Consider the following 15,745-nt stretch of genomic DNA (forward strand, 5'->3'; position numbering starts at 1 on the left):
GTACAGGCGTCTGCCTCATCGCGGTTTTTCCAATTACCCATTCCGCAAGGAATACCAGATTGTGAACATCCGGGATCTCGAAGGCAAGTTCCAGGCAGGCGACACGGTCGACACCGTGAGTCTCTTCATGAAAGGGCTTGTAAGAAAGCCTGAACTGCCCGTCAAGCTACTCGGCGAAGGTCAGATCGAAATTGCGCTCACAATAAGCGTTGATGCGGTCTCATCCAGTGCGAAGACGAAGATCGAAGCAGCGGGCGGCAAAGTGGAAGTGCCTGCAGCAACCGGTTCTTCAGCAGATGCGTAAAGAATAAAGGCAGGAGCGAATGGCTGGTACACTCGTAGATATTTTCAGAGTCAAGGAACTGAAGGATAGGATTTTCTTTACTCTGTTCTGGCTCGCAATTTTCCGTCTGGGAGCATTCTTGCCCATACCTGGAATCAATGCGAGCGCCTTGCAGTCATATTTCGCAAACCAGGCCAACACCGGCGGCGGAATCACCGATTATCTTGACTTCTTCGCAGGCGGCGCATTCAAGAATTTCTCCCTGTTCATGATGGGTGTCATGCCCTATATCAGCGCGCAGATCATTATGCAGCTCTTGCTCGTCATCTTTCCCAAGCTCAAGAATATTGCGGAAGAAGAAGGCGGGCGTCGCAAAATTTCCCGCTGGACAAGGATTGGGACCATCGGTATTGCTATCATTCAGAGTTTTTCGGTTACGGTATGGGCTGACCGGATTCCCAATGCCATCGCGATGTCCAATAGGACGATGTATACGATTGTAGCTGTGATCACAGTAACGACAGGCACCATGTTCCTCGTGTGGATCGGCGAGCAGATAACCAAGCGCGGCATTGGCAATGGCATATCGCTACTCATTTTTGCAGGTATTGTTGCCCGTCTGCCGAATGCGACCTACGAGCTCATCAAGAAGATTCAGCTCGGCGAAATCAATGCGGTGTACGCCATTGTCGTGCTCATCATGTTTGTTGCGGTTGTCGCGCTGGTCGTGCTTGAACAGCAGGGGCAGCGAAAAATCCCTGTCAACTATGCAAAGCGTATCGTGGGCCGCAGGATGTACGGCGCGCAGAACACCTATATCCCGTTCAAAATCAACCCGTCGGGCGTTATCCCTGTCATCTTTGCCTCGAGCCTTCTGACGTTCCCTCTACAGATTGCGCAGAGTTTTGGCGTGCAGGCAAAATGGCTGAGAGATTTTTCATACTGGCTCAGGCCGAGCGGATTCTGGTACAACTTCTTCTATGTCGTGTTCATTATTTTCTTTGCGTACTTCTATACGCAGGTGACGCTCAACCCGCAGGAGATTTCGAAGAATATCCGCGAAAATGGCGGCTCGATACCAGGTATCCGCAGCGAAAAGATGGAAGAATACCTGACACGAGTGCTCAATCGGATCATTCTGCCAGGCTCGCTCTACCTCGGCCTTATCGCCTTGATTCCGACGCTGGTGCAGCGGCTGTTCAATTTTCCGAGCCAGATGGCATATCTGCTGGGCGGTACATCGCTGCTTATCCTTGTCGGTGTCGATCTCGATACCATGGCGCAGGTAGAAGCGCTTTTGAAAATGCATCACCATGACGGCCTGGTGCGAAAAGGGCATATCAGGTCGAGGAACCTATAGAAACTTTTGACAGAATGGTATTTAATTGCGTGTTTGCGAACAGGGGGAACCCATGAAGGTTAGAACAAGCGTCAAGAAAATTTGCGATAAATGCAAGATAGTGCGGCGCAATGGTGTGGTTAGGATTGTCTGTGAGAATCCTAAGCACAAGCAGAAACAAGGCTGAGAGCAGGAGGAAGCTCATGGCGCGTATTGCGGGAGTTGACCTCCCTAACAAGCATGTTGATATCGCCCTCACCTATATCTATGGGATCGGGCGGACGAGTGCAATCAAAATTTGCGAAGCGACGGGAATCGATCCCGCCAAAAGGATAAATGATCTCTCGAATGAAGAGATCAACGAGCTGCGCAAAGTAATCGAAAACGAATACAAAGTTGAAGGCCGCTTGAGAACTGAAATTGCGCTGAATATCAAGCGTCTGATGGATATTGGCTGCTATCGCGGCCTACGCCACCGCAAAGGTCTTCCCGTTCGCGGCCAGCGGACGAGAACGAACGCGCGCACGCGCAAAGGTAAGAGAAAGACCGTTGCAAACAAGAAGAAAGCCGTCTAACGGAGGGGCATGAACGTGGCTGCGACTACGACAAAGACGAAGAAGAGAAAAGAGAAAAAGAGCGTATATGAAGGGAATGTCTATATTCAGGCAACCTTCAACAATACGATTGTGACCGTGACCGACCTCAATGGAAATGCTATTTCATGGTCGAGTTCCGGAAGCCATGAATTCCGCGGTGCCAAAAAATCGACGCCATTTGCCGCTCAGACTGTAACCGAAGCTGCGGCTCAGAAGGCGATTCAGGCGGGTTTGCGCGAAGTGCATGTGTTTGTGAAAGGGCCCGGCATTGGCCGAGAGTCCGCAATCCGACAGCTCGGCGTAATGGGACTCAAAGTCAAGTCGATCAATGACGTGACACCGATTCCCCATAATGGCTGCAGGCCTCGGAAGGCGCGCCGCATTTAAGAGGGGGTTACAAGAATGGCTAGATATATCGGACCTGTATGCAGGCTTTGCCGTGCTGAAGGAAGAAAGCTTTTCCTCAAGGGCGACCGCTGCCGCAGCGACAAGTGCCCAATCAACAAGAAGCGGCTTCCCCCAGGGAAAGCGCCCAAGACACGCCTTGGCAAAAAATCCGAATATGCGGTTCAGCTTCGCGAGAAGCAGGCGCTCAAGAGAAATTATGGCCTCATGGAGCAGCAGTTCCGCAATACGTTCGAAAAGGCGCTCGGTTTGCCTGGGAAAACTGGTGATAACCTTATCATTCTTCTCGAGCGCAGGCTTGACAATGTCGTATACCGACTGCGTTTTGCGAGCTCTCGCGCTCAGGCGCGCCAGCTTGTGAACCATGGACATATCGCCGTGAACGGCAAGCGTGTAAACATTGCTTCTTACCTGGTAAGAGCGGGCGATGTCATTTCCGTGATCGGTGCAGCAAAAAAGATGGAATCCATCCGCCAAGCCCTCGAAGAAGTGCAGAAATCTGGTGTAATGCCTTGGCTTGAGGTCAATGCAGATGAAATGACCGGCCGCTTTGTTACCAATCCGCAGCGCCAGGATGTTACAGATATTGCGGATATCAAGGAACAGCTGGTCGTCGAGTTGTACTCGAAATAAGGAGCGGAAATGGCGCGCAAAAACCTACTTAAAGGTTTCAAAAAGCCGAAGGGCATCACCTACGAACAGAGCGAATCTACCGACACATACGGAAAGTTCGTTGCGTATCCTTTTGAGCCAGGCTATGGAACTACTGTCGGGAATACCCTGCGCCGCATCCTGTTGTCCTCCATTCAGGGGTATGCGATTACCGCGGTGCGCATAACTCGATATGATGACGAAGGTGTACCGCATGTCATTACGAGCGAGTTCGAAACCATCCCCGGGGTGGTAGAGGACACGATTGAGGTACTGAACAACCTCAAGAAGCTGCGCGTCAAACTCCCGAACGACAAGGAAGAACTCACCCTCGAATACGAGATCAAGGGAATGGAAGAACTACGCGGGAGCTTCTTTGCCGACCAAAGCTCGCTCATCGTGCTCAATCCCGAACTCAAGATTGCTTCGCTGGATCCGTCCGTGCACCTTGGCCTTGAATTGCAGGTGAATCTTGGCCGCGGCTATGTGCCGAGCGAAGTCAATGAAAAATTCATCGATGTGGTCGGCACGATTCCGATGGATGCTATTTTTACGCCTGTAAAAAAGGTAAAATACTCGATTGAGCCGACTCGCGTTGGCCAGCGTTCCGACTACGACAAGCTCGTGCTCGAAATCTGGACAGATGGGACAATAAAGCCGGAAGATGCGCTCGGTGAAGCAGGCAAAATCGCCAAGGATCATTTTTCGATTTTCATCAACTTCGACGAGAATGAAGCAGGCGGCGAAGAGACTAGCGACGAGATCGAGGAGCGCGTGCGCCAGATTCTCAACATGCCGGTCGAAGAGCTCGAGCTGTCCGTGCGCTCGTTCAACTGCCTCAAGAATGCGAACATCAGGACTATCGGCGATCTTACGAAGAAAACCGAGGAAGAGATCACCAAGACAAGGAATTTCGGCAAGAAATCCCTTCAGGAGATCAAGACCAAACTCGCCGAGTGGAACCTCAGCCTCGGCATGGCGGACTATTCCGCGCTGAGAAATCACATAAAACTCAACATGAAGAAGGAAGAGAGCGATGAAGCATAAGATCGGCTATAACAAACTCAACCGAGTCGCCGCTCACCGCAAGGCCCTTATCCGGAATATGGTTACCGTGCTGTTCAAGCAGGAAAAAATCGTAACCACCAAGGCCAAGGCGCTCGAAGCGAGACGCGCAGCAGAAAAGCTCATTACGAGGGCGAAAGAAGATTCCGTCCACAATCGAAGGATTGCGTCTGCCAGGCTCTATGGTGAAGATGCAGTTGCAAAACTGTTCACCGATATCGGACCGCGCTTCAAAGAGCGCAATGGCGGCTACACTAGGATTCTCAAACTCGGCAATCGCGCGAATGACAATGCGAGCCTTGTGGTACTCGAGCTTGTCGGCCAGAAAGCCGATGAGAAGAAAGCCGAGCGCGAAAAGCGCAAAGCAGAGCGGAAGACAAAGAAACAGGCCTGAAGGTCGCAGGGAGGAAACTGATATGTCCAAAGCTCACAGGGGCAAAGGATTGCGGGAAGTGGTATCGAGTGGCCGCGGGACCTGTCCGGTATGCGGACGCACTGGCGTCAAAGTGATCTACGAACAGGAAATCGAAGGCAAAAAGACGAAAATTTGCAAAGTGTGCAAGGCGCACATGGCAAATGCAAAATAAGGCGCGCACAGAGCACGTGCAACATTCAGCTATGAAAAGGCCGCCCGGCAATGCGCCAGGGCGGCCTTTGTTTTACACGCCCAGATATGCCTCGCGTACGCGCTGATCGTGTTCGATAGCTTTTGCCTCGCCGGAAATAGTGGTATAGCCGACCTCGAGAATATACGCAAAATCGGCTATTTCAAGAGCCTCCATTGCATTCTGCTCTACCAGCAGAACCGTCGTTCCTTGCTTGTTGATTGCAGCAATGCGATCGAATATTTCATCGACCAGCACAGGGGCCAGCCCCATCGAAGGCTCGTCGAGAAGAAGCAGTTTTCCTCCAGTGACAAGCGCGCGCCCCACTGCCAGCATCTGCTGTTCCCCGCCAGAGAGCGTGCCACCAAGCTGGCTCAATCGTTCCTTGATGCGCGGGAATATTTCGCAGACCTGATCGATTCGGCGGTTCACCTCGGTTTTATCCTTTATGGTCCAGCCCGCAAGCTCAAGGTTCTCCTTTACAGTCAGCGTAGGAAATATCTTGCGCCCTTCGGGAACATGCGAAATACCCAATGGCACGATCTTGTGGGCTTCGAGATTTGTAATATCCTTGCCTTCAAACACGATTGAACCGCCGGCAGCGCGCTCGAGCCCTGAAATTGCGCGGAGTGTTGTTGTTTTGCCTGCGCCGTTCGCGCCTATAAGCGTGACAATCTTTCCGTCGGGAACCTCGAAACTTACATCTTTGATCGCTTCGATCTTGCCGTAATTGACCTTGAGATTTGTTACTTTCAGCATTATGTACCTCGCTTTCCCAAGTAGGCTTCGAGAACCCGCGGGTCATTCTTGACCTTGTCCGGTAGGCCTTCTGCAATTGTCTCGCCAAAATCTATCACTTTGATCCATTCGCAGATGCCCATGATGACCTGCATATGGTGCTCAATGAGGAACACGGTGACCTTGAATTCGTCACGAATACGGCTGATAAGCCGCATGAGGTCATCAACTTCTTTGGGGTTCATGCCCGCCGCCGGTTCGTCAAGAAGAATGAGCTTGGGCTTGGTGGCAAGCGCTCTCGCGATCTCGAGCCGCCGCAGCTCTCCGTACGGGAGATTTTTAGCGGTTTCCATTGCGCGATTGGAAAGATGCATGAGATCGAGCAGTTCGAGAGCTTCCCTTTTGACCGCTCGCTCTTCGCTTTTGAAAGAGGGCAGGCGCAGAATGGAAGCAAACAGGCTGGAAGTAGTGGTATAGTGGCGTGCAATGCGGATATTGTCGATCGCGGAGAGGTTTCCGAAGATTCGAAGATTCTGGAAAGTCCGGGCAATTCCTTTATGCACAATTCTGAATGACTTCATGCCCTTGATATTTTCGCCCTGGAAATTGATTGCCCCTTCAGTAGGGTCATAAATGCCGGTAATCAGATTGAAGATGGTGGTTTTCCCGGAACCGTTCGGACCGATAAGACCATAGATGGAGCCTTCGGGTATCTCGAAATTGAAATCGTAGACCGCCCGCAAGCCGCCGAAAAAATGGGTCAGATGTTCGATTTTTAGCAGGGGGGTCATCAATCAACCTCCACATTCTTGATGATTCTTGATTCTCTCATTCCCATTAATCCCTCATTCCTGAATAGCATGATAAAGATAAGAAGGAGCGCATAGACGACCATGCGCCATTCCCCGCCAATCGGGAGGCCCGTCGCGTCAGCAAGCGCTCGTATACCGAGCCTCAAACCCTCCGAGAGGAAGGTGAGTCCGAAAGCTGCCAGGATGGATCCTGTGAGAGAACCTACGCCGCCTGCGTAGATCATAATCAATACTTCGACAGATTTGATAAAACCAAACTGCGTAGGGTGCGCGAGCTGAATGAGGTGAGCGAGCAGCCCGCCTGCAATACCCGCAAAAAAAGCGCCAAAAGTGGAGGCCATCACTTTATACCGTGTTGTATTGACACAGACGAGCTCGGCAGCAAGCTCATTTTCCCTTATCGAAAGCATGGCTCGCCCATGCGACGATTCAATCAAATTGCGGATAATGACGACTGTAAGAAACGCAGCGACAAGTATAACCGTAAAATTTGAAAATTTAGGAATGCCGAGCAGCCCGCGAGGACCGCCGACTGCATCGATATTATTGAAAATCGTTCGAATGATCTCGCCGAAACCCAGCGTTACGATCGCAAGATAGTCTCCCTTTAGACGCAACGAAGGAAACCCGATGAGGAATCCCACAAATGCGGCGACGACACCCCCTGCTATAATGGAGAGAAGAAATGGCAGCATGCTGGCTGGATTAGTCACCGAGAGCTTAAGGATCAACGTAGTAAGAGAACCCGAAACATAGGCTCCCACCCCGGCAAAGCCCATATGCCCCAGAGAAAACTGCCCCGTGATGCCGTTGATGAGATTCAGGCTTGTCGCAAGTATGACATATATGAGCGATAAATTGATAATATGCAGCAGATAGCCATTCAGGATTTCTGTTCTATAGAGGACCTCTACAACTATGTAAAATAGAACCACTGCAATCAAAAAGCGCGGCAATTTGCGTACATTCATGCGGGTTCCTCCTAGATCTTGTCAGCAATTTTTTCGGCCAGAAGGCCTCTTGGGCGGATTAAGAGGACGAGAATGAGAATTGCAAATGCTATTCCTTCTCCAATGAGCGAGTTATACGCAGAAGCAAAAGTTTCGGCGATGCCCATGATATAGGCGCCGAGCATTGCACCAGGAATGTTGCCAATGCCCCCAAGCACTGCAGCGATAAATGCCTTGAGACCAGGCAGAATACCCATGTACGGGAAAATGCGCGGGTACGTCATGCCCGCCAGAAGACCCGCAGCACCTGCAAAAGCCCCGCCGACCATAAAGGTGAAAGAGATGACTTTTTCAATGTCGATTCCCATAAGACGGGCTGCATCCTTGTCCTGCGAGACTGCGCGCATTGCCTTGCCAAGCGTTGTTTTTCTTACAAGAAGCGTCAGTCCCACCATGAGAATTGCTGCAACCGCCAGGTCAATAATCACAAGATTCGAAATGACCGCATTGCCAAGGCGGATTTCCTTTCGCACAAGAATATCCGGGAACGACCGATAAGAAGGACCGATTGCCGGTAATGCAGAAAAGAAATATTCAATAAACATCGAAACACCGATTGCAGTGATGAGCGAACTGAGCTTTGGCTTATATCTGAGCGGTTTATAAGCGAATTTATTGGTCAGGTAGGCAATACTAGCGCCACCGATCATTGCGGCCAACAGCACTAAAAACGCGAGGGTACCTGATCTCCCGGCAACGAGGGCATTGAACATGTAGAATGAGCCGTATGCGGCATATGCGCCGATCATGAAAAAATCGCCATGTGCAAAATTGATAAGCCGCACAATTCCGTACACCAGCGTGTAGCCGAGCGCAATGAGCGCGTAGATAGAACCAAGCTGAAGACCATTGAGAATCTGCTGGAGACTGAAAATCGATCCCATGGTTTGAACCCTTCTTCGCCTTTGTATTTACAGGGCGAAACAGAGAGCATTTTCCCGCCAGTGCGGAAAATCAGAAAGGCTCGCCACGCTCCGGAAAGGTGGAGAGCTATATTAATAGAGAGAAGGGCTGTCCGGAAAGGACAGCCCTTCAGGATTCATGTCATGGATTGACAGTAGTCCGATACACCTGTTTGCCGTTCTTGATCTCGATAATAACCGCAGACTTGATCGGATTGCGGTTTTCGTCGAATTTGATCCGGCCGGAAACGACATTGATATCGGTTGCTTTGAGCGCATCGCGAATGGCTGCTCCCTTTGTAGAACCAGCACGCTTGATGGCATCGAGCATGATATACATGGCGTCGTAGCCGAGTGCTGCGAGCGCATCAGGTTCCGCACCGAATTTGGCTTTGTATTTCTTTACAAAAGCCTGGACAATGGCCCGCTTGTCTTCAGATGAATAGTGATTGGTGAAGAAACCGTTTTCGACTGCGGTACCGCCGATTTTGACCAGTTCGGGCGAGTCCCATCCATCACCACCGACGAGTGGACCCTTGAAGCCGAGTTCACGGGCCTGCTTTGCAATGAGTCCGACATCGTTGTAGTAGTCGGGGATGTAGATCACATCAGGCTTGCCCTGCAGAATTTTTGTCAGCTGCGCTTTGAAATCAGTTGTACCAGTTGGGTGCCCCTCGAAGGCTACAACTTTTCCGCCAAGTTTTTCGAATTGCTTTTTGAAGTTCTCGGCGAGGCCTTTGGTGTAATCGTTGCCCAGGTCGAAAATCGCTGCTGCGGAACGGGCTTTGAGATCGTTGAAGGCGAAGTTTGCACCTACTGTCCCCTGGAACGGGTCGATGAAACAAGCGCGGAAAATGTAATCGCCGACAAGTGTTACCTTTTCGTTTGTCGAAGTTGGGCTGATCATAGGAATGCCCGCAGCCTGGCTAATAGGAGCGCCAACCAGCGACACTTTGGACATGACCGTGCCGACAATCGCGACGACATTGTCCTGCTGAATCAGTTTGTTCCATACAATTGCGCCTTCTGAAGGATCGCCTTTGTCGTCCTCGAAGATCAGTTTTGCCTTGCGGCCGCCGAAAATACCGCCTTTTGCATTCCATTCATCAACAGCCATTGTCATGCCGTTTTTGGTGGAAATGCCGAAGGTTGCTGCTTCGCCGGTAACAGGACCGATGCCGCCGATTTTTATATCCTGTGCGTAGGATGCGGCGACCAACACGACGGGCGCCATTACAAACAATACTTTCTTCATACTGCCTCCTTACTTGCAGTTGCTCTCTTGGTGTAATATATGCACCAAGAGAATTGTATTTACATATAGAAACAGCGAATTGCGCCATGTCAATATATTTGCCTGTAGATTTTTGTGAATTTTTGCAATTTTATTACGAGAGCATATCGAATTTTATGCCTGGCGTTTCAAAATTTGAAATTTGGGTTCCTGTGTAAAGCATTTCACAAGCTTCAGGAAGAAAAGGAGACTGAAAGGAATGGCGCAAGAAAAAGCGCAAACATCGATGGAACATGAAACACGGACGGGACGTTTCAGCCAAAAACAAGGCCTCTTTGCTGCGATAGGTGCTTACGGGCTTTGGGGTATTTTTCCTCTGTATTGGAAATTGCTTTCATCTGTGTTGCCGCTGCAGATACTCGCTCACCGAATCCTGTGGGCAGCAGTGTTTTGTCTTATGCTGCTATTGGCCAGAAAAGAAATGTCCAGCCTGGGTGTTGCCTTGAAGGATCCGCGAAAGCGCGTGCTGGTCGGCGCGGCTGGATTGCTCGTAACTGTGAATTGGGGAATGTATATTTATGCAGTCAACTCTGGCCATGTGCTTGAAACCGCGCTAGGATATTACATTAATCCTCTTCTGTCAGTTGCGCTTGGGGCAATGCTGTTCCGCGAGCATATCGACAGGTGGACTCGCATTGCGGTTGGAATTGCTTTGGTGGGAATTGTCGCTGCTGGTATCCTGTATGGGCGGGTGCCTTGGATTTCGCTCATACTTGCGATTACCTTTGCGCTGTACGGCGCCGTTAAAAAGGGGCTGGGGCTTGCGCCGATTACGAGTCTGGCACTGGAGACATTCTCTGTAGCGCCGCTTGCGTTTGCCTTTTTGGCGGTCATGCATGCACAAGGGGCGGGTTCGTTTGGCAATGCGGGTTTGAGGGTGACGGCCCTTTTGGCTTTGAGCGGGGTAGTGACTGCAGTCCCTTTGCTGCTGTTCGGGGTGGCGGCGACAAGCATTAGTCTGCAGCTGATCGGCTTTATCCAGTATCTGACGCCGACCTCACAGCTTTTGCTTGGATTATTCCTGTATAAGGAGAAACCGAATGCCGCGGTTGTAGCGGCTTTTGTGGCGGTTCTGGTGGCAGTGGTTATTTTTGCGGTCACTCGATTCAAAAAGGGGGAACCAGCTTAGTGCTCCCAAGCTTGTGCCGCCCTAATCTTAGTGCTTCGAACCTTGTGCCGGGTGCATAGAAGGCATTCGCGGGCGCGGGCGGCGCTTTTGCTAGTGCTTCCAACCTTGTGCCGCACTCTGCCGTTATGAAGACCTTTAAATTCGGGCCGGCCCAAGAACATTGCCGTTTTGCCAGACAAGAATTCCGCGCTTGAACACAGAATGAACAAGATTCATGCCCGCATGGTAGGCAAGGTGCCCCGGCGAAGGCGCATTTAGGAGCAGAAAATCAGCGTCCTTTCCTGGTTCGAGCGAGCCTGTCTGCGCAGCGAGCCCGAGTGCAGCAGCGCCATTGAGCGTGAGAGCGGTAAGCGCTTCTTCGATGGACATGCCCAGATAGAGCACAGCGAGGGCGAAAATAAGCGGAATAGATTGACTATAGCAGGAGCCGGGGTTGAGATCGCTTGCCAAGGCAACCGCGCAGCCGGCATCGATAAAGCGGCGGCCGCTGGCGTACGGCTCGCGGAGATTGAAGGCGGTGAGCGGCAAGAGGCAGGCAATTGTGCCGGCGGCGGCGAGGGCCTGGATGTCCTGATCGGAGGCCTTGAGGAGGTGGTCGGCGCTTGTGGCGCCGAGCTCGGCAGCTAGGCCGGCGCCGCCTAGAGGTTTGACTTCGTCGGCATGAAGTTTGAGCGCGAAGCCGGCTGCGCGGGCTTGTTCGAGGTACCAGCGCGAATCTTCAATGCCAAATACGCCTTCTTCGCAGAAAATGTCAACAAAAGGGGTCTGACCCCTTTTCTTAAATAAAGGGAAAACTTCGCGGACCAAAAAGGCAAGGAATTCGCGGGGGCGGTCTTTATATTCAGGAGGAATCGAGTGGGCTCCCAAGAATGTGGGGATAATAGTGAGGGGCATGACTGTTGACAGCTCGTCCATCGCTTGCAGCTGGCGAAGTTCTGTTTCCTTGTCGAGGCCGTAGCCGGATTTGCCTTCTACTGTGGTGATGCCCAATGAGAGCATTGTCTCGAGGCGAGCCTTGCCAAGGCGAACCAATTCTTCCAATGATGCGCGGCGTGTTGCATCGACACTCTTCTGGATGCCGCCTCCTCGTTGGTGCATTTCCATATAGGGAATACCCTGGGCGCGCCAGTAGAATTCATCCTCGCGCCAGCCGGCAAAAATAAAATGCGTATGGCTGTCGATAAAGCCAGGAACGCAGGCGCGCCCTTCTGCGTCGAAAGTTGGAGCTGCCGTGGCCGCGGCGCGCAGCCGCGCCTCTTCGCCGATTGCAGAAATGCGCCCGTCTTCAATATATAAGCAAGTGTCGCGGAATTTTTTCACGCGCCCCATGGCCGGGCCCGCGGCTGCGCGCAGTCCCTCGGCCGTCCACAGCTCTCCAATATTATGAACAAAAAGCGCCTTTTGTCGGTTCTCGGCCATATGCGCGCCTGCTGTCCATCAGGCTTTCTGCTGCCCTTGATACAGCGGATCCAGGCCGATCGATCCCCAGATGCGTTTCAGGTAGTTCGGAGCCATAAGCTGCTCAAGCCGGCCATGGGCGCTCGAGAGTTCAGCCTGTACTCGGCGCTCGGTCAGGCTCTTCGGCTCGGCGCGCTCAGCGAGGAACTTTCTCAGATAGGAGATCGACGATTCGATATAGGCGATTTCATGTTCCCGATAGCGCTCAAGGCGCTCGCGGTACCAGTCCGAGGACAAGACATATTCCCTATCGAACAGCTTGCGCACTTCGGGATCCTGGATGCTCTTGCCTTCGTAATTGCCATACGCCATGACGGAAAGTACTGCTTTGAGCGGCGGTATAGCTGCTTCGACCGAGCCGTCCTCGAAATATGCCTTTGCCGATTTTTCCATCGCTGCGGCGATATTCTCGATGCCATCGACAAATTCCTCGAGCGATTGGAGTTCTGGCCTCAGCATGTCTTCAGGGAACACGACCGAAGGCGTATCGAACAGCCTTCCAAGGTACGTCGCAGCAAAGAGCGGTGTGATGCGCCATCCAAGCCGGGATGCAGGAATGAGCCGGCCTTTGTACTTGAAGTCTTCGACTTTTTCGAGGTAGCCGTGGCTCTTCAGGAATTCCGGATCGCGTTCTTCGGGCCCCATACGCGCCCACAACTCGGGCATCATGAGGGAGATATCGTGATCCATTTTGTATTTGTGACCGATATGCCCTGCCGCTGTGGTAAAGCCTGCATAACCCGTAAGAATGAAGGCTAGGAGAGCGTTGTTGAGGTCCGTGGTGGGTACAAGCGCATTGAACGGCCCTTTGGTGAGCGCTCCTTCGCTGCCTGCGCCGGTGGTCGAAGGGCTCTTCCCCGTGAGCGAGCATACAAAATCCATGAAAAGCTCGGGCAGATCCTGGTAATGAATTGGCCCGTACACCGCAAGCGGCCGAATGCCGGCTTTCGGATCAGCTGGGTTATTGCGCCGCCCTGGCAGCACCGCGCCGACAGGCTGAGGAAGCGCCTTGTCGGCGGGAATGCGCCGGTAGAGGCGAGGGCCCAGCTCAGCAAGATATTTGGCCTGCGGATTCACATAGGTAGGATCGAGTTGGAGGTAGCGCGGATTCTTGGAGGGAGCGCCATCCACGAGGCGGAAACAGTTCGAAGCGACAAAGTATTCGAAATTTGGGTCCTTTTCGGTTTCTTCGATGAATTTCCGCATCGGCTCGGTGTATTCATAGAAATTAATTGTGTTTTCGATGATGCGAGAAGCATCCGCCCTGGTGAGGGGCTCGAAATTGGAGACAAAGTTGTCCTGGCGGGCGAAGTCTTTTTCGGTCTGCTTGTCGTATCCGCGGATGATGGCATCGTCGGGGCGCTGGAAGAAGCGCGCTTCGCAGTTTTTGGCAAACTTGAGGCTCAAGTGGTTCTGCGCCCATTCCGGCAGATCTTCGAGCTGGTCGACGGGAACAACGATCGAAGCGGAAATATCATCTTCCCACTGAAGTTTGAAAGCGGGCATGAAGTCCTGCCTCAGCTTAAAGAAACGGTTCATGCCATGCTCGTTCTTGCCGACGCGTAAGTAGGAACCCATGATAGGCCGCCCTTCGAACTTGAGTATATTCCCGGTCGTGCCATTTACCGCGTCGACCGAAAAATGCGAAAGCCAGTCGTCGCCCCAGTCCGGCCGGTAGAAGCGCTTAACGAGGAACACGAGGCTTTTTATGCGTTCCGGAATGGAGCGGAGCCACTCGTTATACTCGTCGTTGTACGCCGGCGAGGGCGAAAGGAGCTTGATCACCGAACCGAGCGAACGCTTGGGCGACAGCACGGGTCGCGCATCTTTGCCGTGATTCTCGGCTTCGTCGCGGAAGCGGTTGCCATAGTCTTTTTCGATGATCTCCTTGACCGCGCGCATGTCTTTGTCGAAATCGGCAATAATAATTGGCATGTAGGTAATGGCGTCATGGATCGATTTGGCGATTTCAGATTTGCCGCCTCCCGAAACGGTACAAGGTTTGTGACACAAAAGGCCTTCTGCGGCTGTGCCGATGAGGCGCCAGGCGCCCGTGGCTGGGTGGCGCTCCATATGGACTCGGTATCCGGTTGGGTGCACATAGATGTAGTCGGGCAGGACGCGAAGCGATTCCTCTCTTCCGTCGCTTACCCAATGCGCCATCTGGTCTTCGAGCGAAATGTACGCATCTTCCGGCAGATAAATGATGTTCGGAAAGGTAAGGTCAACAGCATACCCTTCCTGCTTCATTTCGATACGGCCGCGCATAATGGTGAAGACATCGTGAAGGCTGTGCCCCTTGGACTTGAGGTTCGTGTCGGGCACAAAACGCGTGCCGAGGTTATAGGAGGGGAATACAAGGGCGCCGCCCGCATGTTCCTCTTCGACGAGCCCAAGCAGATTCGCGGAATAGGAGATGTGGGATTTGATTTCTTTTTTCGAATAGCCAAAATAGTTGTCGGCAATGATGGTCAGAATGACCCCAGATTCGTCGCGTGCGCAGACTTTGAATGCTCTGCCGTCGTTGTACTTTTCTGTGGGTTCGCGCCAGCACATGCCATCGCAGCGCTGACGTTCAGTCGCTTCGTCCCAATGAGGCAAGCCGAGTTCTTTCTTTGTAAGCTCGGTGAGGTGCGTGGCGAGAATGATGCAGCCAGTGGTTCCGGTCCAGTGCACAGGATCGATCGATGCATCGTTTTCAGGGATGAACGGATCGCCTGAATTGCCGAAAATGCTCTCGACAAAGTCTACATTGGCGACAAGAGAGCCGGGAGCAAAGAAACGCACTTCCATCGAACGCTCTTCGCAATAGCCGGGAATTTCCGGACGCACGACAGGTCTCAGAAGAACCGAGACAAAGGTGCGGGCTTTTTCGTTTTCGCCTGCTGTAAAAGGAAGTTCGAGTAGTTCTGGAGGGGGATTCAGTGCAGCTTCGAGTATTCTCGCAAAGGCGAGCTTGGGAACGGCTTTTTTGTCCGGGGGAATTGGAAGACCGCCCTCCACAATATGGAATACCCCTTCGGTGGTTCTGCGATCGCTTTTGGGGTTGTGCAAGACTCCATTGCGCACGCGGTACGAGGTGAGGGTGGGTGAAATATGCTTATGGCCATCAGGTGGCAGGGATAGCTCGCGCGCCATGCCATATCGGTCGAGCACGAGTGTGTTGGAAGGAATTTGCGGAACCCGCGCAAGTCCAAGATCGGCAAGATATCGATCGATAAAAGTCTGGATGCGCTGATCGGAGGGGGGGAGAACCCGCGGCAAAAGCCGTTCTTTCTGACGGAAGCTCTCCAGCATATCGGCGGCAAGCTGAACAAAGCCCGTGCCTTCCTTTGAATAAATCGGCAGGCCGAGGCTTTCGAGTTTGATATTGATATAGGAAATGAGGCGGGAGCGCTCCTGGGGAGATGTCCTGTCAAGATGAATGCCATGATCTCGTTTGGTTACCATACGCCATG

At 52.3% G+C, this 15,745-nt stretch carries 17 protein-coding genes; 10 read left to right on the plus strand and 7 right to left on the minus strand.

From position 1 onward, the window contains the following. The 9 genes from GAP13_RS08045 to GAP13_RS13025 form a co-directional block, all read left to right on the plus strand. The coding region (locus tag GAP13_RS08045; protein WP_186338833.1) for an uL15 family ribosomal protein at positions 1-304 on the plus strand (304 nt) is incomplete at its 5' end. A 19-nt stretch (positions 305-323) separates the two neighbouring features. Beyond that, a complete protein-coding gene (gene secY, locus GAP13_RS08050) occupies positions 324-1,643 on the plus strand; it encodes a preprotein translocase subunit SecY (RefSeq protein WP_158907813.1) in 1,320 nt (439 codons plus the stop codon). Between the two features lie 52 nt (positions 1,644-1,695). Next, positions 1,696-1,809: a 50S ribosomal protein L36 gene (rpmJ, locus tag GAP13_RS08055; protein ID WP_158907814.1), complete on the plus strand. Its 114-nt coding sequence runs from the start codon at positions 1,696-1,698 to the stop codon at positions 1,807-1,809. Positions 1,810-1,825: 16 nt separating this feature from the next. Beyond that, positions 1,826-2,197 (plus strand): 30S ribosomal protein S13, encoded by a 372-nt coding sequence (rpsM, locus tag GAP13_RS08060; RefSeq protein WP_158907815.1) that lies wholly within the window; start codon positions 1,826-1,828, stop codon positions 2,195-2,197. Between the two features lie 9 nt (positions 2,198-2,206). Beyond that, positions 2,207-2,605: a 30S ribosomal protein S11 gene (rpsK, locus tag GAP13_RS08065; RefSeq protein ID WP_158907816.1), complete on the plus strand. Its 399-nt coding sequence runs from the start codon at positions 2,207-2,209 to the stop codon at positions 2,603-2,605. 15 nt (positions 2,606-2,620) lie between these two features. Then, the gene (gene rpsD, locus GAP13_RS08070; protein WP_158907817.1) at positions 2,621-3,256 is read left to right on the plus strand and encodes a 30S ribosomal protein S4; all 636 of its coding nucleotides are present in this window, start codon (positions 2,621-2,623) and stop codon (positions 3,254-3,256) included. 9 nt (positions 3,257-3,265) lie between these two features. Then, positions 3,266-4,321: a DNA-directed RNA polymerase subunit alpha gene (locus GAP13_RS08075; protein WP_158907818.1), complete on the plus strand. Its 1,056-nt coding sequence runs from the start codon at positions 3,266-3,268 to the stop codon at positions 4,319-4,321. Next, a complete protein-coding gene (rplQ, locus tag GAP13_RS08080; RefSeq protein ID WP_158907819.1) occupies positions 4,311-4,733 on the plus strand; it encodes a 50S ribosomal protein L17 in 423 nt (140 codons plus the stop codon). Before GAP13_RS08075 ends, rplQ begins: the two co-directional genes overlap by 11 nt. Before the next feature lie 22 nt (positions 4,734-4,755). Continuing rightward, positions 4,756-4,926, plus strand: coding sequence for a hypothetical protein (locus tag GAP13_RS13025; RefSeq protein WP_186338834.1), 171 nt, complete (start codon positions 4,756-4,758; stop codon positions 4,924-4,926). Between the two features lie 72 nt (positions 4,927-4,998). On the opposite strand, the gene GAP13_RS08085 is transcribed toward GAP13_RS13025, so the two are convergent. From GAP13_RS08085 to GAP13_RS08105, 5 genes are all read right to left on the minus strand, one after another. After that, positions 4,999-5,703 (minus strand): ABC transporter ATP-binding protein, encoded by a 705-nt coding sequence (locus GAP13_RS08085; protein WP_158907820.1) that lies wholly within the window; start codon positions 5,701-5,703, stop codon positions 4,999-5,001. Further along, positions 5,703-6,473 (minus strand): ABC transporter ATP-binding protein, encoded by a 771-nt coding sequence (locus GAP13_RS08090; RefSeq protein WP_158907821.1) that lies wholly within the window; start codon positions 6,471-6,473, stop codon positions 5,703-5,705. The genes GAP13_RS08085 and GAP13_RS08090 overlap by 1 nt, the downstream gene beginning before the upstream one ends. Continuing rightward, a complete protein-coding gene (locus tag GAP13_RS08095) occupies positions 6,473-7,465 on the minus strand; it encodes a branched-chain amino acid ABC transporter permease (RefSeq protein WP_158907822.1) in 993 nt (330 codons plus the stop codon). The genes GAP13_RS08090 and GAP13_RS08095 overlap by 1 nt, the downstream gene beginning before the upstream one ends. Positions 7,466-7,476: 11 nt before the next feature. Next, on the minus strand, positions 7,477-8,388 hold the full coding sequence (locus GAP13_RS08100; protein WP_158907823.1) for a branched-chain amino acid ABC transporter permease: 912 nt from the start codon (positions 8,386-8,388) through the stop codon (positions 7,477-7,479). 160 nt (positions 8,389-8,548) lie between these two features. Beyond that, positions 8,549-9,661, minus strand: a complete 1,113-nt coding sequence (locus GAP13_RS08105; RefSeq protein WP_158907824.1) for an ABC transporter substrate-binding protein — start codon at positions 9,659-9,661, stop codon at positions 8,549-8,551. 238 nt (positions 9,662-9,899) lie between these two features. On the opposite strand from GAP13_RS08105, the gene rarD reads away from it, so the two are divergent. Continuing rightward, on the plus strand, positions 9,900-10,829 hold the full coding sequence (gene rarD, locus GAP13_RS08110; RefSeq protein ID WP_158907825.1) for an EamA family transporter RarD: 930 nt from the start codon (positions 9,900-9,902) through the stop codon (positions 10,827-10,829). A gap of 135 nt (positions 10,830-10,964) precedes the next feature. On the opposite strand, the gene hutI is transcribed toward rarD, so the two are convergent. Next, positions 10,965-12,248 carry an imidazolonepropionase gene (hutI, locus tag GAP13_RS08115; RefSeq protein ID WP_158907826.1) on the minus strand — a complete coding sequence of 428 codons (1,284 nt, stop codon included), beginning with the start codon at positions 12,246-12,248 and terminating at the stop codon, positions 10,965-10,967. Between the two features lie 18 nt (positions 12,249-12,266). Then, positions 12,267-15,737 carry a PPi-type phosphoenolpyruvate carboxykinase family protein gene (locus GAP13_RS08120; RefSeq protein ID WP_158907827.1) on the minus strand — a complete coding sequence of 1,157 codons (3,471 nt, stop codon included), beginning with the start codon at positions 15,735-15,737 and terminating at the stop codon, positions 12,267-12,269. Between the last annotated feature and the right edge of the window lie 8 nt (positions 15,738-15,745).

The sequence above is a fragment of the Rectinema subterraneum genome (genome assembly GCA_009768935.1).
GTDB classification, from domain to species: domain Bacteria; phylum Spirochaetota; class Spirochaetia; order Treponematales; family Rectinemataceae; genus Rectinema; species Rectinema subterraneum.